Here is a 25219-nt window from a genome sequence, read left to right as displayed (position 1 = left end):
CGTCTCCTGTACTCTTACGGGAGGCGTTGTCTTATCAGGCATTTCAGGGAGAAGATGTGAAGAAGGTCAGCATCATTGATGTCGCCAGAGAGGCAGGGGTTTCGGTCTCTACCGTCTCGCTGGTTCTGCGTCAGAAAGGAAAGATCTCAGAGGCGACGATCGAAAAAGTCCACGCCGCCATCACCGCCCTGGGCTACGTGCATAACGTAGCCGCCGCCAATCTTCGCGCCAACACCTCCAACCTTATCGGCCTGATCCTGCGTGATTTCAGCGACAGCTTTTCCATTAAGGTAATGGCAAGCATCGTCCAGGAGCTGGAAAAGCAGGGATATATGGTCTTTCTCGGCCAGCCGCTGAACGACGGTGAGCATCTTGAGCGCTGCCTGCTCTCCTTTAAGCAGCAGGGCGTGGCCGGGGTGATCTATCTGGCTTCCGATACGCGCCATGCTACCTTACCTGACATGATCCGTGAGTGTCCGCTGCCGCTGGTGGCGGTCTCCCAGTCGCTGCTCAACGAAACCTGTAATCTGGTGATGCGCGATAACCGCCAGGCGGCGCATCTGGCGACCCGCTATCTGATTGAGCGGGGCCATCGCAATATCGCCTATATCGGCGGCCAGGAAGGCGACCTCATCCGCGAGCAGCGGCTGCTCGGTTTTCGCAGCGCGATGACACAAAACGGGCTGGTGTTCCGCGACGAATCCGCCCCCGCCTGCAGCGACGATACCCAGGCGGTTAGCTTCGCCACCCGTCAGCTGCTGGAGAAGAACAACACTATCACCGCCCTGCTCTGCCACTCCCCGGATGCGATGATCGGCTCTATCTCCGGGATCCATCACGTTGGCCGCACCGTGGGGAAAGATGTCTTCCTCACCCAGCAGGTGGCGCTGGTGGGGTTTGAAGATATGCTGCACGTCAACCTCACCTCCCCGTCGTTTACCTATGTCTCCTCCGCCAGCGAAGAGACGGGGCGTCAGGCGGCGGGGTTAATGATCCGCCAGCTAAAAGAGCCTGAGCTGCAAACCCAGCGCATTACTCTCTCCGGGCAACTCGTCGCCCGGGAATCGGCATAATTCAGATTTACGCCCGGCTCTGCGTTAAGCCGCGCTCTGCTATATTTCCATGATTTGCCATGGATAATCCTTATGCCAACCATTATTACCCACGCTGCTGTGCCGGTTTGCCTCGGCTTAGGGCTGGGCAGCCGGGTGATCCCCCCTCCCCTGCTGTTCGCCGGGATCGTTCTCGCCATGCTGCCGGATGCCGACGTACTCGCGTTTAAGTTTGGCGTCGCCTACGGCAATATTTTTGGTCATCGCGGGTTTACCCACTCGCTGCTGTTTGCCTTTGTGGTGCCATTACTCTGCTTACTGGTCGGGCGACGAGGGTTCCGGGCGGGGCTGGTGCGCTGCTGGCTGTTTTTAACCGTGTCGCTGCTGTCGCACAGCCTGCTGGATTCGGTGACGACGGGCGGGAAAGGGGTCGGCTGGCTGTGGCCGTGGTCGGATGAACGTTTCTTTGCGCCGTGGCAGGTGATTAAGGTCGCGCCTTTTGCGCTCTCTCGCTACACCACGCCGTACGGGCATCAGGTGATTATCTCGGAACTGCTGTGGGTGTGGCTGCCGGGGGTTATCGTGATGGGTTTGTTGTGGTGGAAGCGGCGTTAAAAAAGCCGGGTGGCGGCTGCGCCTTACCCGGCCTACATAATCCCATGCCCGGCAAGCGATGCGCCGCCGGGCCTGATGGACTTACTTACGGCGCCAGGTGGTGCCCTGCGGACCATCTTCCAGGATGATGCCCATCTCGGTGAGACGGTTACGCGCGGCATCGGCCGCGGCCCAGTCTTTCGCCTGACGCGCTTCCAGACGCGCCTTGATTAACGCTTCAATCTCCGCCACTTCGCCGTCATCCGTCTGCGCACCGCTCTGCAGGAACGCTTCCGGCGCCTGCTCCAGCAGACCCAGTACGCCAGACAGTTTACGCATATGAGAGGCCAGCGCATTAGCCGCATGCACATCTTCACCTTTCAGACGGTTCACTTCACGGGCCATATCGAACAGCACAGAGTAGGCTTCCGGGGTGTTGAAGTCGTCGTTCATCGCCTCAACAAAACGGGCTTCAAACGCCTCGCCGCCCGCAGCCGCCACGGAGGTGTCGGTCCCGCGCAGGGCGGTGTAGAGACGCTCGAGAGCAGAACGCGCCTGCTTGAGGTTCTCTTCGCTGTAGTTAAGCTGGCTGCGATAGTGGCCGGACATCAGGAAGTAACGGATGGTTTCAGCATCGTAATACTTCAGCACGTCACGCACGGTAAAGAAGTTGCCCAGCGATTTGGACATCTTCTCCCGGTCAATCATCACCATCCCGGAGTGCATCCAGTAGTTCACATATTCGCCGTCATGGGCGCAGGTTGACTGGGCAATTTCGTTTTCATGGTGCGGGAACATCAGGTCTGAACCGCCGCCGTGAATATCGAAATGGTTACCCAGCTGTTTGCAGTTCATGGCCGAACACTCAATGTGCCAGCCCGGACGGCCCGCGCCCCACGGGGATGGCCAGCTTGGCTCACCCTCTTTCGACATCTTCCACAGCACGAAGTCCATCGGGTTGCGTTTAACCTCAACCACATCCACACGCGCCCCGGCCTGGAGCTGATCCAGATCCTGGCGGGAGAGCTGACCGTAATGCGGATCGGTCGGCACGTCGAACATCACGTCGCCATTGTCCGCCACGTAGGCGTGACCTTTGGCAATCAGCTGTTCGGTGATCTCAATGATCTCAGGAATATGGTGCGTCGCACGCGGCTCCATGTCCGGGCGCAGAATATTCAGGGCGTCGAAATCCTTGTGCATTTCGCCAATCATACGATCGACTAAATCGACAAAGTTTTCCCCATTTTCGTTCGCGCGTTTGATAATTTTGTCGTCGATATCGGTGATATTGCGTACATACTTAAGGTTGTACCCAAGGAAGCGCAGATAGCGCGACACCACGTCGAAGGCAACAAAAGTACGGCCATGGCCGATATGACAGAGATCGTAAACAGTAATACCACACACGTACATGCCGACTTCCCCGGCATGAATAGGTTTGAATTCCTCTTTTTGGCGCGTCAGTGTGTTGAAGATTTTTAACATCGAAGATTCCATGTGAGACGTGTGTGGGTGAAAACAGCATATTCTAATGGTAATTCAAACCCGAAGCAGCACGCAATGCAAGGTGATCGCGTCGTGAGGTTATGCTATAACAAGCGCTTATTGTGGCCCCTGGCGGGGTCGAAGCACCACTATAACGGAACAGGATGCAAAAATGGTTACTTTCCACACTAATCATGGCGATATCGTAATCAAAACCTTTGATGACAAAGCGCCTGAAACAGTTAAAAACTTCCTGGACTACTGCCGCGAAGGTTTCTACAACAACACCATTTTCCACCGTGTCATTAACGGCTTTATGATCCAGGGCGGCGGTTTTGAACCTGGCATGAAACAGAAAGAGACCAAAGAGGCTATCAAAAACGAAGCTAATAACGGTCTGAAAAACACCCGCGGTACCCTGGCAATGGCCCGTACTCAGGCGCCACACTCTGCCACCGCGCAGTTCTTCATTAACGTAGCAGACAACGACTTCCTGAACTTCTCTGGCGAAAGCCTGCAGGGTTGGGGCTACTGCGTGTTTGCAGAAGTGGTTGAAGGTATGGACGTGGTTGACAAGATCAAAGCCGTTTCTACTGGCCGCAGCGGCATGCACCAGGACGTTCCAAAAGAAGACGTTGTAATCACAAGCGTGACCGTCAGCGAATAATTCGTGGCGACACTCTTTATTGCAGATCTGCATCTGCAAACAGAAGAACCGGCGATCACCGCCGGTTTTCTGCGTTTTTTACAGGGTGAAGCCCGCCACGCCGATGCGCTTTACATCCTGGGGGATCTGTTCGAAGCCTGGATTGGCGACGACGATCCGAACCCGCTGCACCGCGAGATAGCGAGTGCGCTTAAAGCGCTGGTCGACTCTGGCGTCCCCTGCTTCTTTATCCACGGCAACCGCGACTTTCTGCTGGGCAAACGCTTCGCCCGTGAAAGCGGCATGATCCTGCTGGCGGAAGAGACCGTCCTCGACCTGTATGGCCGCCGCGTGCTGATAATGCATGGCGACACGCTCTGCACCGACGATACCGGCTATCTGGCGTTTCGTGCCAAAGTGCATACCCCCTGGATCCAGACGCTCTTTCTCGCCCTGCCGCTGTTTATTCGCAGCCGTATCGCCGCGAAAATGCGCGCCGGCAGTAAAGCCGCCAACAGCAGCAAATCGATGACCATCATGGACGTGAACCCGCAGGCGGTGGTCAGCGTGATGGAAAAACACCAGGTCCAGTGGCTGATCCACGGCCATACCCATCGCCCGGCCATGCATGACCTGACCGCCAACGGAGAGCAAGCCCACCGCGTGGTGTTAGGCGCCTGGCATAGCGAAGGATCGATGATTAAGGTCACGCCCGAAGGCGTGGAGCTGATCGCTTTCCCTTTCTGAAATCCCCCGACTGAAAATCATTCAATTTTTTTGAATTCTTCCCGCAAATTGTTTTGATTTTAATCACACTCTGGTCGGCCTATGATTACTCACATCAGGGCAACAACGCCCTACTCCAGACAAATCAGCTTAAGGAATACGACCATGAAATCCATCAAAACTTTCGTTGCAGTTGCCGCACTTTCTCTGATCTCTTTCGGTTCTTTTGCCCAGAGCGTGAGCGCCACCGCCTCTACCATTGACCGCGCCGAAGCCAAAATCGCCGCGCAGGCCGCTAAAGAGGGTGCAGCCTACAAAATCACCAGCGCCCAGTTCGACAACCGCGTGTATATGACCGCTGAACTGACTAAATAATTTAACGCATTGCCGTGCCGCCAGATAAGAGACAAGCGACAGCGACAACAGGATGAAGAAGGAAAAAAGAATGAAAAATATCACTATCGTCAGCGCCCTGCTGCTGGCCGCTTCCCTCACCTCTGGCGCGATGGCCGCCGAGAACGCCTTCTCCACCCCGGAGGCGGGTTCGAATATCGACACAGCAGTACATCAAAATCATATTGATGTGAGCCATGCCTTTGATAAAGAGAGCCTGACCGCAGGTAATCTCCTGTAAAATGTCAAAGCAACCTGTGAAAAGACCGCCTTTCGGCGGTTTTTTTGTGGCAGAAAGCGCGGGATTTTGCCGGAAGTTTTAGCCGCGCAACCGTTTTCCTTGCCTGTGTATCGTGCTATTCTCTGTGGCCTCAAAAGCCGAGAGTTGTGCACCACAGGAGTTTTAAGACGCATGTCTTCCAGCAATAATCCGGCGCGTGTCGCCATCGTGATGGGGTCCAAAAGCGACTGGGCTACCATGCAGTTCGCCGCCGAAATCTTTGACATCCTGAACGTTCCTCACCACGTTGAAGTGGTCTCCGCGCACCGCACTCCCGATAAGCTGTTCAGCTTCGCCGAAGGCGCGGAAGAGAATGGCTATCAGGTGATTATTGCCGGTGCAGGTGGCGCCGCGCATCTGCCCGGTATGATTGCCGCCAAAACCCTGGTGCCGGTGCTCGGCGTCCCGGTTCAGAGCGCAGCCCTGAGCGGTGTCGACAGCCTCTACTCCATCGTGCAGATGCCGCGCGGCATTCCGGTAGGGACGCTGGCGATTGGCAAAGCAGGCGCAGCTAACGCCGCGCTGCTGGCCGCTCAGATCCTGGCCACTCATGATAAAGAACTGCATCAGCGCCTGGTCGCGTGGCGTACCGCCCAGACCGACGAGGTCCTGGAGAACCCGGACCCGCGAGGTGCGGCATGAAGCAGGTTTGCGTCCTTGGTAACGGCCAGTTAGGCCGTATGCTGCGCCAGGCTGGTGAACCGCTGGGGATCGCCGTCTGGCCGGTCGGGCTGGACGATGAGCCTGAAGCCGTGCCGTTTCAGCAGAGCGTCATCACCGCAGAAATCGAACGCTGGCCGGAAACGCCGTTAACCCGCGAGCTGGCTCGTCACAACGCCTTCGTTAACCGCGACGTCTTCCCGATCATTGCTGACCGTCTTACGCAAAAGCAGCTGTTCGACGATCTGCATCTCGCTACCGCGCCGTGGCAGCTGCTGAGTGAAAAAAGCCAGTGGCCGGGTGTGTTTGACGCGCTGGGTGAACTGGCGATCGTCAAGCGTCGCGTGGGCGGCTACGATGGCCGCGGCCAGTGGCGTCTGCGCGCCGGGGAAACCGACCAGCTGCCGGACGAGTGCTACGGCGAATGCATCGTTGAGCAGGGCATTAATTTCAGCGGTGAAGTGTCGCTGGTGGGTGCCCGCGCCCACGACGGCAGCACGGTCTTTTATCCCCTGACCCATAACCTGCATCAGGACGGGATCCTGCGCACCAGCGTGGTCTTCCCGCAGGCCAACGCAGCGCAACAAGCGCAGGCAGAAAGCATGCTCTCTGCCATCATGCAGGCGCTGGGCTACGTGGGCGTAATGGCGATGGAGTGCTTCGTCACGCCAGAAGGTCTGCTGATCAACGAGCTGGCGCCCCGCGTCCACAACAGCGGCCACTGGACGCAAAACGGCGCCTCCATTAGCCAGTTTGAGCTGCATCTGCGCGCCATTACCCGGTTGCCGATGCCGCAGCCGGTGGTCAATAGCCCGTCGGTGATGATCAACCTGATCGGTACCGATCTGAACGATGACTGGCTGAAGCTGCCGCTGGTGCATCTGCACTGGTACGACAAAGAGGTGCGCCCGGGTCGTAAGGTCGGCCATCTCAACCTGAATGACAGCGATATCCCTCGCCTTTGCGCAACGCTTGAAGCAATTGTCCCTCTGCTGCCGCCGGAGTACGCCAGCGGGATTGCCTGGGCGCAGTCAACGCTCAGCTAAGCCTCACCGCCGGGGAGTTGACCTTCCCCTTCCCCGGCGTAAAATCCTGCCCATTGTTGTTTTGAGGGATCCTTATGAACGATGGGACGGACTACCGCGCCATACTTGCTACCGACACGCCATTAATTGACGTGCGTGCCCCCGTGGAATTTGCTCAGGGTGCCATGCCTGCGGCACACAACCTGCCTCTAATGAACGACGACGAACGCGCCGCCGTGGGCACCTGCTATAAACGCCAGGGTCCGGAGGCGGCACTGGCGCTCGGCCACCGTCTGGTAAGCGGTGAGACGCGTGAAGAGCGACTGGAGGCCTGGCGCGCCGCCTGCCTTGCTCACCCGCAGGGCTATCTCTGCTGCGCCCGGGGCGGACAGCGCTCGCATATCGCGCAGGCGTGGCTGAAAGAAGCCGGGGTGGATTACCCGCTGATCGTCGGCGGCTACAAGGCGCTACGCCAGGCGGCTATCCAGGCGACCGTTGAGCAGGCGCAAAAACCCAGCGTGCTGATTGGCGGCTGCACCGGGAGCGGCAAAACGCTGCTGGTGAAGGCGCATCCTGAGGGCGTCGATCTCGAAGGACTGGCGCACCACCGCGGCTCCTCCTTTGGCCGCACGCTGGCCCCGCAGCTTTCCCAGGCCAGTTTTGAAAACCATCTCGCCGTCGAGTTGCTGAAAAAAAACGCTGCGCGCTGGGTGCTGGAAGATGAGGGGCGGATGATTGGCTCCAACCACCTGCCAGAGTGCCTGCGCGACCGCATGGCGCAGTCGCCCATTGTGGTGGTTGAGGACCCGTTTGAGGTGCGCCTTGAGCGCCTGCGCGAAGAGTATTTCGAGCAGATGTGGCAGGCCTTTCACGAAGCGCGGGGGGAAGAGGCGGGCTGGCTGGAGTATCGCGATTACCTGTACCACGGCCTGTTTGCCATTCGCCGCCGCCTGGGGTTACAGCGTTATGCCGAATTGACCGCCCTGCTGGACAGCGCTCTGGATGAACAGCAGCGTACCGGCAGTACCGAGGCGCATCTCAGCTGGCTGGCGCCGCTGCTCAATGACTATTACGACCCGATGTATCGCTATCAGCTGGAGAAGAAGGCGGAGAAGATTGTCTATCGCGGGACGTATGGGGACGTGGCGGAGTGGCTGAGCCGCTGACAGAACGCCGGGTGGCGCTGCGCTTACCCGGCCTACACCGTTCCAGTACGCGCAGTGCCACCGGAAACAAACCGCACCACACGTAGCCCCGGTAAGCGCAGCGCCACCGGAAACAAACCGCACCACACGTAGCCCCGGTAAGCGCAGCGCTACCGGGGAACAAACCGCACCGCACGTAGCCCCGGATCGCTGCGCGCTACCGGGGAACAGACGACTCAGAAGTCGTAACGCAAACGTACCAGGTTCATATCGCCCAGATCGTCGGTGCTGGAGGTGAACACGTGCTCGTAATCGACGCGGAAGCCGTAGTCCAGCTGGAAGCTGACACCCACGCCGTTGTCGATGCGCTGGTAGTTGCGGCCATTCATGGTCTCAATACGGTCACCCATGAAGTAAGGCTGGATCGATTTCACCGCATACTGACCAATCGGGAATTTATAGCCGGCGAAGTACTCAATACCCCACGCATCACCCGCGAAGTAGTCATTTACCGACACTTTTTTGCTGGTCATAAAGTTCTGATACCAGCCGCCGCCTGCGGAGAAGGTCCAGTTGTCCGGCGTCCAGCTCAGCGCGGTACCGAGGATGTTCTGATCCCAGGTTTTACTGTCGCCATTATCCGGGTTACGCATGTCGGCGCGGGTGTAGTTCCAGGCCGCGCCCCAGGTCAGATCGGTGGTCAGACGATAATCCAGACCCAGTGAACCGCCGCCTTTACGCTTGTAACGGAGGCCGTTGCCCGGCAGATATTCGCTATCTTCGAACAGGTAAGAGGCGTAGAGATCGGCATCGCCGAGGGTTTTCTTGTATTTCAGCATCTGGCGTGAACGGTAAGAGCCGTCGTAGTCACCGTTGATGCCATTACCCGGCGCCTGGCCGATCATGTCGTAGTCCCAGATATCGGTTTTCGCGCCGACCACATCGTAATAGACGCTGTTCTGCTGACCAAAGGTCAGGGTGCCCCAGGTGTCGCTCTTCAGGCCGGTGTAGAGCATGCGGCGGGAGGTGTCGTGCGCGCCGTCGGCGTGGTGGTTGTCCCAGTTAAACTGCGCCGGAATGTTCACCCCCAGCTCGTAGTAGCTGACCCAGCTGATGTCATCAAACAGGTAGTAATCCGCCGCGAAACGGAAGCGGGTACCGCCGTCAAAGCCATTACGCTTATAGCTGTTTTTGCCGTCGTCGCCGGTCATGTTCTGGAACTGAGGACGAATACTGCCGCCAACGGTGAAGTTCAGACGGCTCAGCGGGTTGCCCGCCTGCGGATCTTGTTTAAGAACGGTGATTTCAGCCTGGGATGCAAAAGAGGTCAATGCCACTGCTGCGCCAATAGCCACTGCCAGCGCTTTTTTATTTATAGTCACTGTTTTTCCTTGTTAAACACACTGCCATTTATTTAGCAGGTGAATATTAACCAGGATTTATCTGTCCGTGTTGCCCGGTTTTTAATGTTTTGTGCCGCTAAAATTCAATGATTTATCTTTTTATGCTACTTAGTCATCACGTGCCAGTATAAAAACTGGCACGTGATAGTTCAGGAAAGGAATTAACCGGAGAACTGGCGGAACAGGGCTTTGCCTTTCAGTAAACGCGCCCCCAGCCAGCCGCCGCACAGCGAAAGCAGCACCGCACCGCTCAGGGGCAGGATCGCCCACAGCCGCCAGTCTGGCTCCCACGGGAAGTCAAATACCCGGGTTTGCAGCACCGCCAGCGCAGTTTCGGCACCAATGGCCGCCACCAGGCCAGCCACCAGCCCCAGCAGGGCGAACTCGCTCCACAGCGTGGTGCGCAGCAGCTTTTTACCTGCCCCCAGAGTACGGTAGACCACCAGCTCCTGATGACGCTGGCGCATCCCGACCTGCACCTGAGCCAGCAGCAGCAGCACGCCGCAGATGGTCACCAGCACCACCATCACCTCCAGCGCCCGGCTCACCTGCTCCAGCACCTGCCCGACCTGTTTGAGGATCGCGCCGATATCCAGCAGGCTGATGGTGGGGAACTCGCGGTTAAGCTGGGTGAGCATGCCGTTGCCATTCTCCCAGCGGAAGCTGGTCAGCCAGCTCTGGGGCTGCCCGTCCAGCGCCCCGGGGGGGAAGATAAAGAAGAAGTTAGGCCGCAGACTCTCCCAGTCGACCTTGCGCAGGCTGGTCACTTTCGCGCTGAAATCCTGGGTATCGCCGGTAAAGGTCACCGTATCGCCCAGCGCGACGTTGAGGCGTTTCGCCAGCCCCTCCTCCATCGATACCTCCCCCGCTTTCGGCGGCCAGCTGCCGGCGGTGATCGGATTATGATCCGGGCGCTTATCCTGCCAGGTGAGGTTCAGCTCCCGGTTGAGGGATTCATCTTTATTGCCCTCGGTGGACTGCCCGTTAATCTGGGTCAGGCGCGCCCGCACAATGGGGTAGTAAGACTCCGGGATAATCTGGTGTTCAGCGAGAAACGCTTTCAGGGGCGTTACCTGCTCCGGGGCAATGTTGATCAAAAAGTAGTTCGGGCTTTCTGGTGGAAGCTGCTGTTGCCAGCGATCCAGCAGATCGCCGCGCAGCACCAGCAACAATGCCAGCAGCATGAACGAGAGCGAAAATGCCGACAGCTGGCTGAGGGTCGACCACGGCTGGCGCAGCAGGCGATTCACCGCCAGACGCACCGGCAGCGATTTTACCGTGAGCCCTTTCAGCACACTGAGCAGCATCCAGCCCAGCACACCGCAGAGCAACGCCAGCACGACGGCGCCAGCCAGCACGGCCCACAGCAGCATGCTCCCGCCCATCAGCCAGGCGAGGAGCATCACCACCACCGCCACGATAGCCGGAATGTAATATTTCAGCGGCCAGACGCTGGCCACCACGTCGCGACGCAGAACGCGCAGGGGCTGTGTCGCGAGCAGCAGGCGGTAAGGACGCAGCCCCACCAGCAGCGAAATGACGGTCATCGCCCCGATCGCCCAGAGCCACGGCCAGAGGCTGGCAGGGGGCAGCGCGACGGGCAGCACCGGCTTGAGGAGTACCATCAGCACTTTTTCAAACAGTAGCCCCATCATCCCGCCGGTGACAGCCGAGAGCGTCAGCACCATCAGCCACTGACCGATAATCAGTTTGCGCAGCTGCGCCCTGCCCGCCCCCAACGTTTTGAGGATCGCCACCAGATCGTAGCGGCTGCGGCAGTAGTGGCCCATGGCGACTGCCACCGCCGCCACCGCCAGCAGCAGCGTGAGCAGCGCCGAGAGCAGCAGGAATTGCTGGGAACGCTCCAGCGATTTGCCGAGTGCGCCCTCCTCCTGCTCCATCCCGGACCAGCGGTGCTCCGGCTTCAGCTGCGGCAGGAGCCATTTTTCGTAACGTTCCAGTTGCGCGGGCGTGCCGCCAAACTTAAAGCGCCAGGTGACGCGGCTGCCGGGCTGTACCGCCGCGGTTTTGGCGACATCTGCGGTGTTCATCAGCAGACGCGGCGCCATCTGAAACGGATTGAATCCGGCGTCCGGCTCCTGCATCACCTCCCCGGCGATTTTCAGGGTGGCATCGCCGACATCAATGCTGTCGCCGGTTTTTAAATTCAGCAGCGCCATCAGACGCGACGCCAGCAGCACCGTGCCCGGCGCAGGCTTCAGCCCCGGCGGGTTGGTCTGAAGCTCGCCGTAGAGCGGATAGATATCATCGACCGCCTTCACGCTCGCCAGCTGCGGCGTCCCGGCGGCAAAGGTCATGGTCTGGAAACCGATCTGCTCGCTGACCTTCAGCCCCTGCTTTCTCGCCTCCTCAATCCACGCCTGCGGCACTTCGCGGGAGCTGCGCAGCGTCCGGTCGCCGGCCATAAACTCACGGCTTTGCTGGCTGAGTCCCTTTTCCATCCGATCGCTGACGCTGCCGAGCGCCAGTACGCAGGCCACCGCCAGGCTTAGCGCCAGCCAGACAATCAGCAGCGAAGGGGAGCGCCATTCGCGCCAGAACCAGCGGGCAATCATGCTTCCTCCTGCAGTTCGCCATTGACCAGGCGCAGGCGGCGATCGCAGCGGGCGGCCAGCTGCGGATCGTGGGTGACGAGGATCAGCGTCGTGCCGTGTTCACGGTTCAGCGAAAAGAGCAGATCGGCAATTTTGTCTCCGGTCTGGCGATCGAGGTTACCGGTGGGTTCGTCGGCAAACAGCACATCCGGGCGACCGTTAAACGCCCTGGCCAGCGCTACGCGCTGCTGCTCGCCGCCGGAGAGCTGCGCCGGAAGGTGATCGAGGCGTTTCCCCAGCCCCAGCTGTTGCAGCAGCGCGCTGGCGCTCTCCCGGCTCTGGGTGGTGTTCTCACCGCGCAGCAGCCCCGGCAGCTCGACGTTCTCCAGCGCGTTAAGGGTTGGAATCAACATAAATGACTGGAACACAAAGCCAATGTGCTTTGCCCGCAGGGCGGCGCGCGCCTCTTCATCGAGCTTATGCAAGGGTTGCCCGACCAGGTTGACCTCACCGCTGCTGCCGTCATCCAGACCGGCGAGGATCGCCAGCAGCGTGGATTTGCCGGAGCCCGATTCTCCAATCAGGGCGATGCTCTGCCCGCGTTTGACAATGAGTTCAACTCCGGTGAGGATGGAAAGCTCGTGCTCACCCTGACCCACGGACTTCTTAAGATGATGAACTTCAACAATGTTTTCCGCTGGCATTTGCCCTTCCTGTTTTTGATGCTGTTCTCATTTCGCGCCGCGGCTACGGACACGCTATTAATTCTGGGTGACAGTCTGAGCGCTGGCTACCGGATGGCGGCCAGTGCCGCCTGGCCTGCGCTGCTGAATGATAAATGGCAGAGCAAAACGTCGGTTGTTAACGGCAGCATTAGCGGGGACACCTCCCAGCAAGGTCTCTCCCGTCTGCCGGCCCTGCTGAAACAGCACCAGCCGCGCTGGGTGCTGGTGGAGCTTGGCGGCAATGACGGCCTGCGCGGTTTCCAGCCACAGCAGACCGAGCAAACCCTGCGCAAAATTCTGCAGGATATCCGCGCCGCGAACGCCCAGCCGTTGCTGATGCAAATTCGACTGCCTGCCAACTATGGTCGTCGGTATAATGAAGCCTTTAGCGCGATATATCCGAAGCTTGCTAAAGAGTTCGATATTCCGCTGCTGCCCTTTTTTATGGAAGAGGTTTACCTGAAACCGCAGTGGATGCAGGACGACGGTATTCACCCCAATCGGGACGCCCAACCGTTTATCGCCGACTGGATGGCAACCCGGTTGGCTCCATTAGTTAAACATGACTCGTAATTCAACGGAGATCCTGACAGGTAAAGTTATGCAAAAATCGGTCTTAATTACAGGATGTTCCAGTGGCATTGGCCTGGAAAGCGCCCTTGAGCTGAAGCGTCAGGGGTTCTGGGTGCTGGCCGCCTGCCGTAAACCGGAAGATGTTGAACGGATGAACGGCATGGGCTTAACCGGCGTACAGCTGGATCTGGATTGTACCGACAGCATTGAGCGCGCCGCCGATGAGGTGATCGCCCTGACCGGCAATCGTCTGTATGGCCTGTTTAATAATGCCGGTTTCGGCGTTTACGGCCCGCTGCAGAGCGTTACCCGCCAGCAGCTTGAAGCGCAATTCTCCGCCAACTTTTTTGGCGTTCATCAGCTGACCATGCGCCTGCTGCCGGCCATGCTGCCACACGGCGAAGGCCGGATTGTGATGACCTCCTCGGTGATGGGACTTATCTCTACTCCGGGCCGCGGGGCTTACGCCGCCAGCAAATATGCGCTGGAAGCCTGGTCTGATGCCCTGCGCATGGAGCTTCGCCACAGCGGCATTAAGGTGAGCCTGATTGAACCGGGCCCTATCCGCACCCGCTTTACCGACAATGTCAATCAAACCCAGGCCGACAAGCCGGTGGAAAACCCCGGTATCGCCGCCCGTTTTACCCTGGGGCCGGAGGCGGTGGTCGCCAAAGTGCGCCATGCTTTTGAGAGCAAAAACCCCAAGCTGCGTTATCCGGTCACGCTGGTGACCCATGCCGTCGGCCTGCTGAAGCGCCTGCTGCCTGGCCGGATGATGGACAAATTTTTACAGGGTTGAGTTGAAGCCTCGCGCCACGCCCCCATGTAAACAGAAACTCATAATTGGGATAGCCGCATGTCCGTACAGAATATTGTCAACATTACCGAAGCCAACCTGCACCAGACCCTTGAACAGTCGATGACCAAACCGGTGCTGTTCTACTTCTGGTCTGAACGTAGTCAGCACTGTCTGGAGCTGACGCCGGTGCTCGAGAAGCTGGCAGCCCAGTACAACGGTCAGTTTATCCTGGCGAAGCTGGACTGCGACGCCGAGCAGATGATTGCCTCCCAGTTTGGCCTGCGCGCCATTCCTACGGTTTATCTGTTCCAGAACGGTCAGCCGGTGGATGGCTTCCAGGGCCCGCAGCCGGAAGAGGCGATCCGCGCCCTGCTGGATAAAGTGCTGCCGCGCGAAGAGGAGCTGAAAGCGCAGCAGGCGGCAGCGTTGATGGCCGAAGGCAAACATGACGAAGCCCTGCCGCTGTTGAAAGAGGCGTGGCAGCTCTCCGGTCAAAATAGTGAAATCGGCCTGCTGCTGGCGGAAACGCAAATTATCTTAAAGCGTTCTGAAGAGGCCGAAGTGGTGCTCAAAACGATCCCATTGCAGGATCAGGATACCCGCTACCAGGGGCTGGTGGCGCAAATTGAACTGCTGAAGCAGGCGGCGGATACGCCGGAAATCCAGCAGCTGCAACAGCAGGTTGCCGACAACCCTGACGACGCGGTACTGGCGAGCCAGCTGGCGCTGCAGCTGCATCAGGTAGGTCGTAACGAAGAGGCGCTGGAACTGCTGTTCAGCCATCTTAAAAAGGATCTGGCTGCGGCAGACGGCCAGGCGCGCAAAATGTTCCAGGAAATTCTGGCCGCCCTCGGGACGGGTGATTCACTGGCTTCGACCTATCGCCGTAAACTTTACGCTCTGCTGTACTGATTCTGCCAGCTGGCCGGTCAGTGCCGCCACGAACACTCTGTCAGCCGCCGTTATGGCGGCTTTTTTATCTCTGCCGATAGCGTTTGTTTAGTCTTCCTGATGTTTAATTTTGAGAAAATGTTAACCAGACTTTAACGATGTAAAATATAGCCTTCCCTATGTCCACGTTTCTGAACGAATAGCCCGTCTGGAGTAACGTTTATCTTCCATTTGTGATCGTGGCAAAACGCCCACACACGCTGCCATTAGCCAGCTTTATCAGGATGATGTTAAACTTTTTCGTTATGAAAAGGGCACGCTAATAACTATAGGAAGTATGCGGCATGGCACATATCTTTTATGAGTTCACCTCTCTCAAGCCGGGTGTTCCTGATGTAGAAACATTAATGCAAGTCATCCACTCATCGGCAGAGACCAGCTTCGTTATTGGACCGGAAGTCGTTGATTTCGTCAAAAAAGCGCTGATCGTCAACACCACCATCGTCAGCTTTAAAAACTGCAAATTTGCTTTCGACAACGGCACGCATTTCATTGAATTTGATGGCAAAGGTAAGTCGAAGCGTTACAACGAGGTTCCGCACTGGTTTGTCTCCCCGGCCGATTTCTCTCGCTCGCAGTGGCTGATCAACCATAAGCTGTCGGATGTGATGGCGACGACGTTTATCGATGTGCTGATGTCTTACCCGCTGAAAGAGCGCCGTGCCCACTGCAATCTGCTGTTTGGTTTAGACTTGCATAAGACAGGTATCGTGCCGTCCAGCACGCCTGCGGCAAGCAAAATCGGCAATAAAAACGGTAAAACCACAAAACCGAAAATTATCGAACTGGGCTCCTTTGAACTGTTCAGCCAGTTCTTTGACCGCCTGAAAAGCGCCGTGGCGGAAGATCGCTTCCCGACCCTGCAGGTGCTGACGGGGATCGACGATCTGTCGAAAGCGCCAAATAACCTTAAACAGGGTATCCGCACCTGGTTTAAAGCGATCACCGGCGATCTGCCACCGAATAATAAGCGCGTCGAAGCGGGTAACGCCGGTCTGTTCTGTGCCCCGGTGCGCGAGCAGCTGCAGCAGATAGAAGCGATGGGCCTGGAAAAATATTATGCGGGACTGTCGCGGGCGATCGTTGACGCGGGCGAACAGTATATCGCTGACTTCTTTTACACTCCCTCCAGCGCCTGATCTTCTCTGATAACGGAAAACACGCGTTGCCCTGCTATTTTTAGCGGGGCTTTTTTCTGTCTGAATCCAGCCCGGCTCGTTGATTTGGCGGGAATTTACCCCTGTTTGCCGGTATACTTATGCGCAACAAACGAACAGTTTTAATCGCAACATGGAATACAAAACAGGAGGTTTTACATGTTCATCGTCATCCCTATTTTAATCTTCGTGGCGCTGGTGATCGTCGCCGCCGGCGTCAAAATCGTTCCGCAGGGCTACCAGTGGACGGTGGAACGTTTTGGTCGATATACCACGACGCTGCAGCCGGGCTTAAGCCTGGTCGTGCCGTTTATGGACCGCATTGGCCGCAAAATCAATATGATGGAGCAGGTCCTCGATATTCCGTCTCAGGAGGTTATCTCCCGGGATAACGCCAATGTCACCATCGATGCGGTCTGCTTTATTCAGGTGATTGACGCGCCGAAAGCGGCTTACGAGGTCAGCAACCTTGAGTTAGCCATCATAAACCTCACGATGACGAATATTCGAACCGTGCTGGGTTCAATGGAGCTGGACGAAATGCTCTCCCAGCGCGACAGCATCAATACCCGCCTGCTGCACATCGTCGATGAAGCCACCAACCCCTGGGGTATTAAAGTTACGCGTATTGAGATCCGCGACGTGCGCCCGCCAGCAGAGTTGATCACCTCCATGAACGCCCAGATGAAGGCCGAGCGAACCAAGCGCGCCTACATTCTGGAGGCCGAGGGGGTACGTCAGGCGGAGATCCTGAAGGCTGAAGGGGAAAAACAGTCGCAGATCCTGAAAGCTGAAGGCGAACGCCAGTCGGCCTTCTTACAGGCTGAAGCCCGTGAACGTTCGGCGGAAGCTGAAGCCCGCGCCACGAAAATGGTTTCGGAAGCTATCGCAGCCGGGGATATCCAGGCGGTTAACTACTTTGTGGCGCAGAAGTACACCGAGGCGCTGCAGGCTATAGGCTCGGCGGATAACAGCAAGGTGGTGATGATGCCGCTGGATGCCAGCAGCCTGATGGGTTCGATCGGCGGGATCGCGGAACTGATTAAAAACAGCGGCAACGAGCGCAAATGATGATCGAGATGATTGCTGCACATCCGCACGTTTTCTGGCTTAGCCTCGGCGGCCTGCTGCTGGCGGCAGAGATGCTCGGCGGCAACGGCTATCTGCTGTGGAGCGGCGTGGCGGCCGTTATCACCGGGCTGCTGGTGTGGATCTTACCGTTCGACTGGGCATGGCAGGGGGTGCTGTTTGCCCTGCTGACCCTGATTGCCGCCTGGCTCTGGTGGCGCTGGCTCTCAAGGCAGGTGCGCGCCCAGAAGCCCGCCGATGCCCGGCTCAACCAGCGAGGAAAACAGCTGGTGGGGATGCAGTTTACCCTGGACACCGCCCTGGTTAACGGGCGCGGTCATATGCGTGTCGGCGACAGTTCGTGGCCAGTTGTGGCCGACGAGGATTTAAGCGTCGGCACCAAAGTTGAGGTGGTGGCCGTAGAGGGTATTACCCTTCGCGTCCGGGCCCTTTCCCGATAAGAACAGGAATAGCATGATGGTCAGGAAGACAACGCTGGCACTCAGCGTTAGCGCCTTACTGGCAAGCGCCGCTCCAGCATTTGCCTCATTTGATATGGAAGACTGCAACTGGAGCGATGAGCATTGTCTGCTGAAAGGCGACCCGGTGCTGACGCCCGGTAACGACTCCCGCGATAACCTGCTGCGCCTGCTGAGCGAAGCCAAATCCTTTGCCCTGCCCGTGCAGTCGATGCCTGTGGATATCACCCGCTCCCGGGATTTCTATTTTGCTTACCACCCGGAGTGGGATGACCCGGAAGATCCGGTCACCCCAGCCGCGGACAAACCCGCTGAAGAGAGCCTTCTCAATCAGCAGCTGGCCGCATTGCAGCTCGGGGCCGTCGACACCCGGCAGGACAGCGAGCAGGAAAACCGCTTCGTCTCGAACAGTGCCGAGAGCCTCAGCCAGTTTTTTGCCGCGCTGCTGGCCGACGACGCGCTGACGGCGGAACAGCGCCATGTCCTGGGGCAGGCGCGTCTGGGGCTTTACTCCGGCGCAACCGATGAGCAGATCTCCGCCTCCCTGACGACCCTTCCTGCCCACTCTTCTGCCCTGCTGTATCAAACTTATCTGACCGGGGCAGCCCGTTTTTATGCCGGAGATTACGAGGAGGCGGAACGGGCGTTTACCTCGCTTGTCGACAGCGATCGTCCGTGGCTGGCAGAGACCGCGGGCTATATGCTGATGCGCACGGCGCTGAACAAAAGCAGCCAGAACAGCACCGGAGAGTATGGCGATTTTGATATCGACCGCATCGACCGTCCGGCCGCTGAACAGGCGCAGAAAGCGGCCCAGGCTTACCTCCAGCGCTGGCCGGAGGGGCGTTACGCCGATTCGGCGCGCGGTATGCTGCGCCGCATCAACTGGTATCTGCAGGCGTGGCCGCAGCTGGCAGGGCTATACGAGCAGCGGTTCCAGCAGGCTGAGAATGCTGAGGCGCTGCGCGGCCTGGTGACCGAATACGATAATGTCTACGGCATGCAGTTCTACGGTCGTGCCGTGCGGGAAGCCTTCCCCGACGCGCCGCAGGTCAGCTATATCGAACTGCTGCGCGCCCTTCGCCTGAACAGCGACGAGAAACCGACCCTGACGCAGGACGATCTCAACAGCAGCAAACCGGCGTTTGAACAGAGCGGCAAGCTGGCGCTGTGGCGCAATTTACAGTTGAACCTGTGGCAGGCGACGAATAACCCTGCCGCCATCCTTCAGGCCGTTAAACCGGCAGAAAGACTCCCGGCGCACGACATTGTCGCCTTCAGCGAGCAGGTACTGTACGGCGACGCGCTGATGGCGCAAATGCAGTGGCCTGAGGCGCGTGATTTCTGGCTTAAGCTGCTGAAACTCAGCCAGGATGCTGAACAGCAGCAGTACGTGCAGTCCAGACTGGCGGCCACCCTGGTCTATAGCGGTAATCCAGAGGCGATCTTTGCCGCGGATAGCGCCATCACCAGCCTGCGTTATCGCTCCCGGGTGCTGAAAGCGGTAGCCTCGCCTGAGCGGTTACGTCAGCAGGCCAGTCAGGGACCCAACAATGAAGAGCGGACCATTGCGCTGCATACCCTGCTGGTGCGCGATTTAACGGAGAACCGCTTTAGCGACTGGTTAAATGACAGAAAGCTCGCCAGCGCGATAACCTCGCCAGTCATTGGCAAAGCGTTTGACGATGTTAACCTGAGCGTATTTGACTGGAACGGCGATGCCGCCGAAGCCGGTTACGTCTGTCGAAGCCTGGACCAAACGGTGCAGGTGCTCAGCCAGAACGCCGCAGATGCCCATGCCCTGAACTGTCTGGGCGAGTTTTTCCGCACAACCAATACCCATGTCGATCTGTGGAAAGAGAGTGCGGGCAACGGTCTGCTGGAGGCGGCCATCCACCGCAAAGAACCCTACGGGCAGTTCGACAGACAGGCTTACTACCAGCAGGTCATCACCTCACCAAAGGCAGAACATGAAGATAAGAGCTATGCGCTCTATCGGGCCATCATGTGCTACGCCCCGTCCGGCTATAACGAATGTGGCGGAACCGATGTGGACAAAGCCCAGCGCAAAGGCTGGTTCTCGCAGTTAAAAACGCAGTATCCGGGCAGTCCGTGGGCGCAAAAACTCAAATACTACTGGTAGCCGCGCTGCTGGCCGGAGAGGCGCAGGCGGCAGAAATCGTTACCGCCCACGAGCATCCGGCCTTCTGGCTCTGGTCAGGGGTGAAGGCCAGCGACGCACTGAAAGAGGCGCAAACGGTCTATCTCCATCAGGGCGAAGTGCTGGCCCAGCCCGATGAGGTGGTGTTTCAGCGCCTCGGCCTGCCGGTCAGTCGCCTGGCCTTTCCCTCCATCTGGCTGACCGTGCGCTTTACCACCCTGGAGGTGCCGCCGACCATCGTGCCGAGAATTGTCCGCCTGATGCAGCGCTGGCAGGCCGCAGGGAATCAGGTCGTGGGGTTACAGATCGATTTTGATGCCGCTACCCACCAGCTGGCAGACTACGCGCGCTTTTTGCGTACACTTCGCCAGCAGCTGCCGCCGGAGTTTGCGCTGGGGGTGACCGGGCTACTGGACTGGGCGAAAACCGGCGATGTCGCCACGCTGAATAGCCTGGCAGTGGATGAGCTGGTGATCCAGAGCTATCAGGGCCGCCACACGGTAGACAATTATCAGGCCTATCTACCCGCGCTTGCCCGGTTAAGCATTCCCTTCAAGCTCGGGCTGGTACAAAACGGCCAGCGGGATGTGCAGGCCGAAGCGCAACTGCAAAAATCTCCCTGGTATCGCGGGACGGTGGTGTTTATGCTCAACCCGGCCCGGCGTTAAGCCTTCACCTTACGGTGACAGCAGCCGGAGAGATTATCGATGATCGGGCAGTCGGCGCTCTCATCCCCCGGGCAGCTCTCGGCCAGGGCCAGCAGCCGATCGCGCATCGCCTGTAGCTCTACAATATGCCGCTCAATTTCAGCCACCTTATCCAGCGTCCGGCTTTTTACATCGGCGCTGTGGCGGGCAGGATCGTTAAACAGCGTCACCAGATCCCCGCACTCATCCAGATTGAACCCTACCTGACGCGCCTGGCGCAGCAGCGTGAGTTCATCAAGGTGCTTTTGCGTATAGCTCCGGTAGCCGTTCTCACTGCGCAGCGGCGGTGTCACCAGCCCTTTCTCTTCGTAAAAACGAATCGCTTTGCTGGTTAAGCCAGTTTTTTTGGCAACATCACTGATATTCACGTTTCCCCCTTGACCTTCCCCTTGATGGAAGGTTTAACCTTGATAACAGTTAGATGAAAGTGTCTCTCCGGTCAATATCTGGCTGGAGATTTATAAGGAGCTAATTATGTCTCAAACCATCGATCTGACACTGGACGGCCTCTCCTGCGGCCACTGTGTCAAACGCGTTAAAGAGAGTCTGGAGCAACGCCCGGACGTTGAGCATGCAGAAGTGACCATTGAGCACGCGGTCGTTACCGGCAGCGCCAGCGCCGATGCCCTGATCGACACCATCAAACAGGCCGGGTACGGTGCGGCGTTAAGCCACCCAAAGGCTGATCCGCTGACAGCGTCAACAACTCCGTCGGAAGCACTGACAGCGGACCCCTCTGAGCTTCCGGCAGCTCACGACAGTGATGACAGCCAACAGCTGTTGATCAACGGCATGAGCTGCGCCAGCTGCGTCACCCGGGTGCAGGATGCCCTGCAGGCGGTTCCGGGTGTGGCACAGGCACGGGTCAATCTGGCGGAACGCACTGCGCTGGTGATGGGCAGTGCTTCCGCCGCTGATTTAGTGCAGGCCGTTGAGAAAGCGGGCTACGGCGCCGAAGCGATTGAGGATGACATCGAACGGCGGGCGCGCCAGCAGGAGACGGCCATCGCCACCATGAAACGTTTTCGCTGGCAGGCGATTGTCGCCCTGCTGGTAGGTATCCCGGTGATGGGCTGGGGTATGCTCGGCGACAACATGATGGTCACCGACGATAACCGCACGCTGTGGCTGGCGATCGGCGTGCTCACCCTCGGGGTGATGATCGTCGCCGGCGGCCACTTTTATACCAGCGCCTGGAAGAGCCTGAAAAACCGCACCGCCACCATGGACACGCTGGTGGCGCTGGGTACCGGCGCGGCGTGGCTCTACTCGATGAGCGTAAACCTCTGGCCACAGTGGTTCCCGATGGAAGCGCGCCATCTCTACTATGAAGCCAGCGCCATGATCATCGGCCTGATCAACTTAGGCCATATGCTGGAGGCGCGGGCCCGGCAGCGTTCGTCGAAAGCGCTGGAAAGATTACTCGATTTAACACCGCCCACCGCCCGGGTGGTAACGGAGAGCGGCGAACAAAGCGTGCCGCTGGCAGAGGTTGAAGCAGGCATGATCCTGCGCCTGACCACCGGGGATCGCGTCCCGGTGGACGGGGAGATCACCCAGGGCGAAGCCTGGTTTGACGAGGCGATGCTCACCGGCGAGCCGGTACCGCAGCAGAAAAGCGACGGGGAGAGCATTCATGCCGGTACTGTCGTGCAGGATGGCAGCGTGCTGTTCCGCGCCAGCGCCGTCGGCAGTCACACCACGCTGTCGCGCATTATTCGGATGGTGCGCCAGGCCCAGAGCAGCAAACCGGAGATCGGCAAGCTGGCGGATAAAATCTCTGCCATTTTCGTGCCGGTGGTGGTGGGTACCGCCCTGTTCAGCGCCGCTATCTGGTACTTTTTTGGCCCCGCGCCGCAGATTGTTTACACCCTGGTGATCGCCACCACGGTGCTGATTATCGCCTGCCCTTGCGCCCTGGGGCTGGCGACGCCGATGTCGATTATCTCCGGCGTCGGACGTGCCGCGGAGTCGGGCGTGCTGGTGCGCGACGCCGACGCCCTGCAACGCGCCAGCACTCTGGATACGCTGGTCTTTGATAAAACCGGCACCCTGACCGAAGGTAAACCGCAGGTGGTTGCCGTCCATACCCTGGGTGGGATCGACGAAGCTGCCGCCCTCAATCTGGCAGGCGCACTTGAGCAGGGCTCCAGCCACCCGCTGGCGCGGGCGATTCTGGATAAAGCGGAGCGCGCGCTCGCCCAGGTAGATAACTTCCGCACCCTGCGTGGCCTTGGCGTCAGCGGCGAGGTGGACAACCGCACCCTGCTGCTCGGTAATCAGGCGCTGCTTGCGGAAAATGGCATTGATACCAGCGCGCTGGATGAACATCTGCACACCTGGGCCACCAGGGGCGCAACGCCGGTGTTGCTGGCGATTGACGGGCGGGCCGCGGCGCTGTTTGCCATCCGCGATCCGCTGCGCGCAGACAGCGTGACCGCACTGCAACGCCTGCACCGGGAGGGTTATCGTCTGGTGATGTTGACCGGCGATAACGCCACTACCGCACAGGCTATCGCCAGGGAAGCTGGCATTGATGAGGTGATTGCGGGCGTCCTGCCGGATGGCAAGGCGGAGGCGATTATCAAACTGCAGAAGCAGGGGCGCCGGGTGGCGATGGTTGGCGACGGCATCAACGATGCCCCGGCGCTGGCACAGGCCGATGTCGGAATTGCCATGGGCGGCGGCAGCGATGTCGCTATCGAAACGGCGGCGATAACCCTGATGCGCCACAGTCTGACCGGCGTGGCCGACGCGCTCGCCATCTCGAAAGCGACGCTGCGCAACATGAAGCAGAATTTGCTGGGGGCCTTTATCTACAACGCCTTCGGTATTCCTGTCGCCGCCGGGATCTTATGGCCGCTGACCGGCACGCTGCTCAATCCGGTGGTGGCGGGTGCCGCCATGGCCCTCTCCTCTATTACCGTGGTCAGCAACGCCAACCGCCTGTTGCGCTTTAAACCTAAAGCCTGAGGTGGTCGCAGGACAAGGACGTCTTGCGCCACTCCTCCCCACGCGCTAGCATGAATTTTTCATCAGGGAGCGCGTATGGGTCTGTTTCAACGTCTGAAAGCATCGTTTCGCGCCCTCTTCCCCCGCCGCTATCGCTGGCCTGGTCTTGATATCACCCTTCCCGGCGGACAGCATCTGCATCTGGTCGGCAGTATCCATATGGGTACGCGGGATATGTCTCCCCTGCCCGATGGCCTGGTTACCCGCTTGCATCATGCCGACGCGCTGATCGTCGAAGCGGATATCTCCGGGGATGAGTCGCCCTTCGCAGGACTTGCGATCCCGCCTCCGCTGGCGGAGCGTATCAGCCCGACCCAGCTTACGGAACTGCAACGGGTCGCCGGGGAGCTTGGATTATCGCTTAATCAGCTTGAGAGCCAGCCGCTGTGGCAGATCGCTATGGTGTTGCAGGCTACCCAGGCGCAGCGGTTAGGGCTGCGGGGAGATTACGGCATCGATTACCAATTGCTGAATGCCGCGCGCACGCAGAACCTACCGGTCATTGAGCTGGAAGGGGCGGCCAGCCAGATCGCCCTGCTGCGCCAGATGCCAGACGACGGTTTGCTGCTGCTGGAAGATACCCTGACTCACTGGCACACCAATGCCCGCCTGCTGCAAACCATGGTGAGCTGGTGGCTGGATTCCCCCCCTGTCGTCGACAAGCTGGCGCTTCCGGCGACCTTCAGCGAGTCGCTGTATGATGTGCTGATGCATGAGCGTAATCAGGCGTGGTGCGAAAAGCTGCACGCGTTGCCGGCTGGGCGGTATGTGGTGGCGGTGGGGGCGTTGCATCTGTACGGCGAGGGGAATTTGCCGTCGCTGCTGAGATAAAAAAGTGGCCAATATTTCTATTGGCCCGTCAAAGAGGAATTTCATCATTGTTATTATGCCGGAGGAGACCTCCGGTTCAGCAGATTGTCGCTCAAAGTGACCATCACTGCCAACACTATTGCGCAAGATGGTGCTATTTTTTAGCCGCTTTTGAGGCGTATTCTTAAGGCGTTTATTGTCCGGGCTAAGAAGGATTGCTATGACTCCCGCCGTTAAATTACTCGAAAAAAACAAGATTCCGTTTCGGATCCACAGCTATGACCACGATCCGGCTGAAACCAATTTTGGTGATGAAGTGGTGCGTAAACTGGGTCTGAATGCGGATCAGGTCTATAAAACGTTGCTGGTCGCGGTGAATGGCGATATGAAACACCTCGCCGTGGCGGTGACGCCGGTTGCCAGTCAGCTGGATCTGAAGAAAGTGGCCAAAGCGCTGGGCGCCAAAAAGGTGGATATGGCCGACCCGATGGTGGCGCAACGCACCACGGGGTATCTGGTGGGGGGAATTAGCCCGCTGGGGCAGAAGAAGCGCCTGCCGACGCTGATTGATGCACCTTCACAGGCGTTTGAGACGATCTATATTTCCGGCGGCAAGCGCGGGATGGATATTGAACTGGCGGCGAGCGATCTGGCGAAAATGCTGGATGCGCAGTTTGCGGATATCGCGCGTCGGGATTAAAAAAACGCCGGGTGGCGCTGCGCTTACCCGGCCTACAAAACCAAAAAACCGTTAAAACCGTTAAAACCGTTCGAACCGTAGGCCGGGTAAGGCGAAGCCGCCACCCGGCA

Annotated in this window: 25 protein-coding genes; 20 read left to right on the top strand and 5 right to left on the bottom strand. The window is 58.6% G+C overall.

Annotated elements, in window-relative coordinates:
• Window positions 1–56: 56 nt before the first annotated feature.
• Window positions 57–1073, top strand: a complete 1017-nt coding sequence (malI, locus tag GNG29_RS05565) for a Mal regulon transcriptional regulator MalI (protein WP_103178541.1) — start codon at window positions 57–59, stop codon at window positions 1071–1073.
• Between the two features lie 72 nt (window positions 1074–1145).
• On the top strand, window positions 1146–1667 hold the full coding sequence (locus tag GNG29_RS05560; RefSeq protein ID WP_156654020.1) for a metal-dependent hydrolase: 522 nt from the start codon (window positions 1146–1148) through the stop codon (window positions 1665–1667).
• 81 nt (window positions 1668–1748) lie between these two features.
• On the opposite strand, the gene cysS is transcribed toward GNG29_RS05560, so the two are convergent.
• Window positions 1749–3134: a cysteine--tRNA ligase gene (cysS, locus tag GNG29_RS05555; RefSeq protein ID WP_103178539.1), complete on the bottom strand. Its 1386-nt coding sequence runs from the start codon at window positions 3132–3134 to the stop codon at window positions 1749–1751.
• 172 nt (window positions 3135–3306) lie between these two features.
• On the opposite strand from cysS, the gene ppiB reads away from it, so the two are divergent.
• The 7 genes from ppiB to mnmH all read left to right on the top strand — a co-directional run bounded on the left by ppiB (window position 3307) and on the right by mnmH (window position 8030).
• Window positions 3307–3801 carry a peptidylprolyl isomerase B gene (ppiB, locus tag GNG29_RS05550; protein ID WP_020685026.1) on the top strand — a complete coding sequence of 165 codons (495 nt, stop codon included), beginning with the start codon at window positions 3307–3309 and terminating at the stop codon, window positions 3799–3801.
• A gap of 3 nt (window positions 3802–3804) precedes the next feature.
• Window positions 3805–4527: a UDP-2,3-diacylglucosamine diphosphatase gene (lpxH, locus tag GNG29_RS05545; protein WP_103178538.1), complete on the top strand. Its 723-nt coding sequence runs from the start codon at window positions 3805–3807 to the stop codon at window positions 4525–4527.
• Between the two features lie 144 nt (window positions 4528–4671).
• Window positions 4672–4881, top strand: coding sequence for a YdgH/BhsA/McbA-like domain containing protein (locus GNG29_RS05540; RefSeq protein WP_103178537.1), 210 nt, complete (start codon window positions 4672–4674; stop codon window positions 4879–4881).
• A gap of 70 nt (window positions 4882–4951) precedes the next feature.
• Window positions 4952–5140: a hypothetical protein gene (locus GNG29_RS05535; protein WP_156654019.1), complete on the top strand. Its 189-nt coding sequence runs from the start codon at window positions 4952–4954 to the stop codon at window positions 5138–5140.
• A 171-nt stretch (window positions 5141–5311) separates the two neighbouring features.
• The gene (purE, locus tag GNG29_RS05530; RefSeq protein ID WP_032616904.1) at window positions 5312–5821 is read left to right on the top strand and encodes a 5-(carboxyamino)imidazole ribonucleotide mutase; all 510 of its coding nucleotides are present in this window, start codon (window positions 5312–5314) and stop codon (window positions 5819–5821) included.
• Window positions 5818–6885 carry a 5-(carboxyamino)imidazole ribonucleotide synthase gene (gene purK / locus GNG29_RS05525; RefSeq protein ID WP_156654018.1) on the top strand — a complete coding sequence of 356 codons (1068 nt, stop codon included), beginning with the start codon at window positions 5818–5820 and terminating at the stop codon, window positions 6883–6885. The genes purE and purK overlap by 4 nt, the downstream gene beginning before the upstream one ends.
• 74 nt (window positions 6886–6959) lie before the next feature.
• Complete coding sequence (gene mnmH / locus GNG29_RS05520; protein ID WP_103178534.1) at window positions 6960–8030, top strand: tRNA 2-selenouridine(34) synthase MnmH; 1071 nt, start codon at window positions 6960–6962, stop codon at window positions 8028–8030.
• Between the two features lie 215 nt (window positions 8031–8245).
• Here the strand turns inward: mnmH and GNG29_RS05515 are convergent, their stop codons facing one another.
• The 3 genes from GNG29_RS05515 to ybbA form a co-directional block, all read right to left on the bottom strand.
• The gene (locus tag GNG29_RS05515; protein WP_156654017.1) at window positions 8246–9391 is read right to left on the bottom strand and encodes a porin; all 1146 of its coding nucleotides are present in this window, start codon (window positions 9389–9391) and stop codon (window positions 8246–8248) included.
• Between the two features lie 182 nt (window positions 9392–9573).
• Window positions 9574–11988 carry a putative ABC transporter permease subunit YbbP gene (ybbP, locus tag GNG29_RS05510; RefSeq protein ID WP_156654016.1) on the bottom strand — a complete coding sequence of 805 codons (2415 nt, stop codon included), beginning with the start codon at window positions 11986–11988 and terminating at the stop codon, window positions 9574–9576.
• Window positions 11985–12671: a putative ABC transporter ATP-binding protein YbbA gene (gene ybbA / locus GNG29_RS05505; RefSeq protein WP_103178531.1), complete on the bottom strand. Its 687-nt coding sequence runs from the start codon at window positions 12669–12671 to the stop codon at window positions 11985–11987. Before ybbA ends, ybbP begins: the two co-directional genes overlap by 4 nt.
• Between ybbA and tesA the strand changes: the two genes are divergently transcribed.
• The 8 genes from tesA to GNG29_RS05465 all read left to right on the top strand — a co-directional run bounded on the left by tesA (window position 12642) and on the right by GNG29_RS05465 (window position 20548).
• Window positions 12642–13265 carry a multifunctional acyl-CoA thioesterase I/protease I/lysophospholipase L1 gene (gene tesA, locus GNG29_RS05500; RefSeq protein ID WP_197431844.1) on the top strand — a complete coding sequence of 208 codons (624 nt, stop codon included), beginning with the start codon at window positions 12642–12644 and terminating at the stop codon, window positions 13263–13265. The two genes, ybbA and tesA, sit on opposite strands and share 30 nt — an antisense overlap.
• Entirely contained in the window at window positions 13255–14064 is an 810-nt protein-coding gene (locus GNG29_RS05495; protein ID WP_103178529.1) for an SDR family oxidoreductase, read from the top strand. The genes tesA and GNG29_RS05495 overlap by 11 nt, the downstream gene beginning before the upstream one ends.
• Before the next feature lie 57 nt (window positions 14065–14121).
• On the top strand, window positions 14122–14976 hold the full coding sequence (locus GNG29_RS05490) for a co-chaperone YbbN (RefSeq protein WP_156654014.1): 855 nt from the start codon (window positions 14122–14124) through the stop codon (window positions 14974–14976).
• Window positions 14977–15299: 323 nt separating this feature from the next.
• Window positions 15300–16154, top strand: coding sequence for a hypothetical protein (locus tag GNG29_RS05485; RefSeq protein WP_156654013.1), 855 nt, complete (start codon window positions 15300–15302; stop codon window positions 16152–16154).
• A gap of 177 nt (window positions 16155–16331) precedes the next feature.
• Window positions 16332–17243 (top strand): SPFH domain-containing protein, encoded by a 912-nt coding sequence (locus tag GNG29_RS05480; RefSeq protein ID WP_103178526.1) that lies wholly within the window; start codon window positions 16332–16334, stop codon window positions 17241–17243.
• Complete coding sequence (locus tag GNG29_RS05475) at window positions 17243–17701, top strand: NfeD family protein (RefSeq protein ID WP_103181037.1); 459 nt, start codon at window positions 17243–17245, stop codon at window positions 17699–17701. The genes GNG29_RS05480 and GNG29_RS05475 overlap by 1 nt, the downstream gene beginning before the upstream one ends.
• A 16-nt stretch (window positions 17702–17717) precedes the next feature.
• Window positions 17718–19862: a hypothetical protein gene (locus GNG29_RS05470; RefSeq protein WP_156655436.1), complete on the top strand. Its 2145-nt coding sequence runs from the start codon at window positions 17718–17720 to the stop codon at window positions 19860–19862.
• On the top strand, window positions 19832–20548 hold the full coding sequence (locus GNG29_RS05465; protein WP_156654012.1) for a DUF3142 domain-containing protein: 717 nt from the start codon (window positions 19832–19834) through the stop codon (window positions 20546–20548). Before GNG29_RS05470 ends, GNG29_RS05465 begins: the two co-directional genes overlap by 31 nt.
• On the opposite strand, the gene cueR is transcribed toward GNG29_RS05465, so the two are convergent.
• Entirely contained in the window at window positions 20545–20955 is a 411-nt protein-coding gene (gene cueR / locus GNG29_RS05460) for a Cu(I)-responsive transcriptional regulator (RefSeq protein WP_103824084.1), read from the bottom strand. The genes GNG29_RS05465 and cueR overlap by 4 nt on opposite strands.
• 106 nt (window positions 20956–21061) lie before the next feature.
• Here cueR and copA point away from each other — a divergent pair, with 106 nt between their 5' ends.
• The 3 genes from copA to ybaK all read left to right on the top strand — a co-directional run bounded on the left by copA (window position 21062) and on the right by ybaK (window position 25109).
• Window positions 21062–23560, top strand: coding sequence for a copper-exporting P-type ATPase CopA (gene copA / locus GNG29_RS05455; protein ID WP_156654011.1), 2499 nt, complete (start codon window positions 21062–21064; stop codon window positions 23558–23560).
• Between the two features lie 75 nt (window positions 23561–23635).
• The gene (locus tag GNG29_RS05450) at window positions 23636–24430 is read left to right on the top strand and encodes a TraB/GumN family protein (RefSeq protein WP_103178521.1); all 795 of its coding nucleotides are present in this window, start codon (window positions 23636–23638) and stop codon (window positions 24428–24430) included.
• Window positions 24431–24629: 199 nt separating this feature from the next.
• Entirely contained in the window at window positions 24630–25109 is a 480-nt protein-coding gene (gene ybaK / locus GNG29_RS05445) for a Cys-tRNA(Pro)/Cys-tRNA(Cys) deacylase YbaK (RefSeq protein ID WP_103178520.1), read from the top strand.
• Window positions 25110–25219: the final 110 nt, after the last annotated feature.

The organism is Leclercia sp. Colony189 (assembly GCF_009740165.1).
GTDB lineage: Bacteria > Pseudomonadota > Gammaproteobacteria > Enterobacterales > Enterobacteriaceae > Enterobacter.
This window is presented reverse-complemented; position numbering and strand designations above follow the sequence as displayed.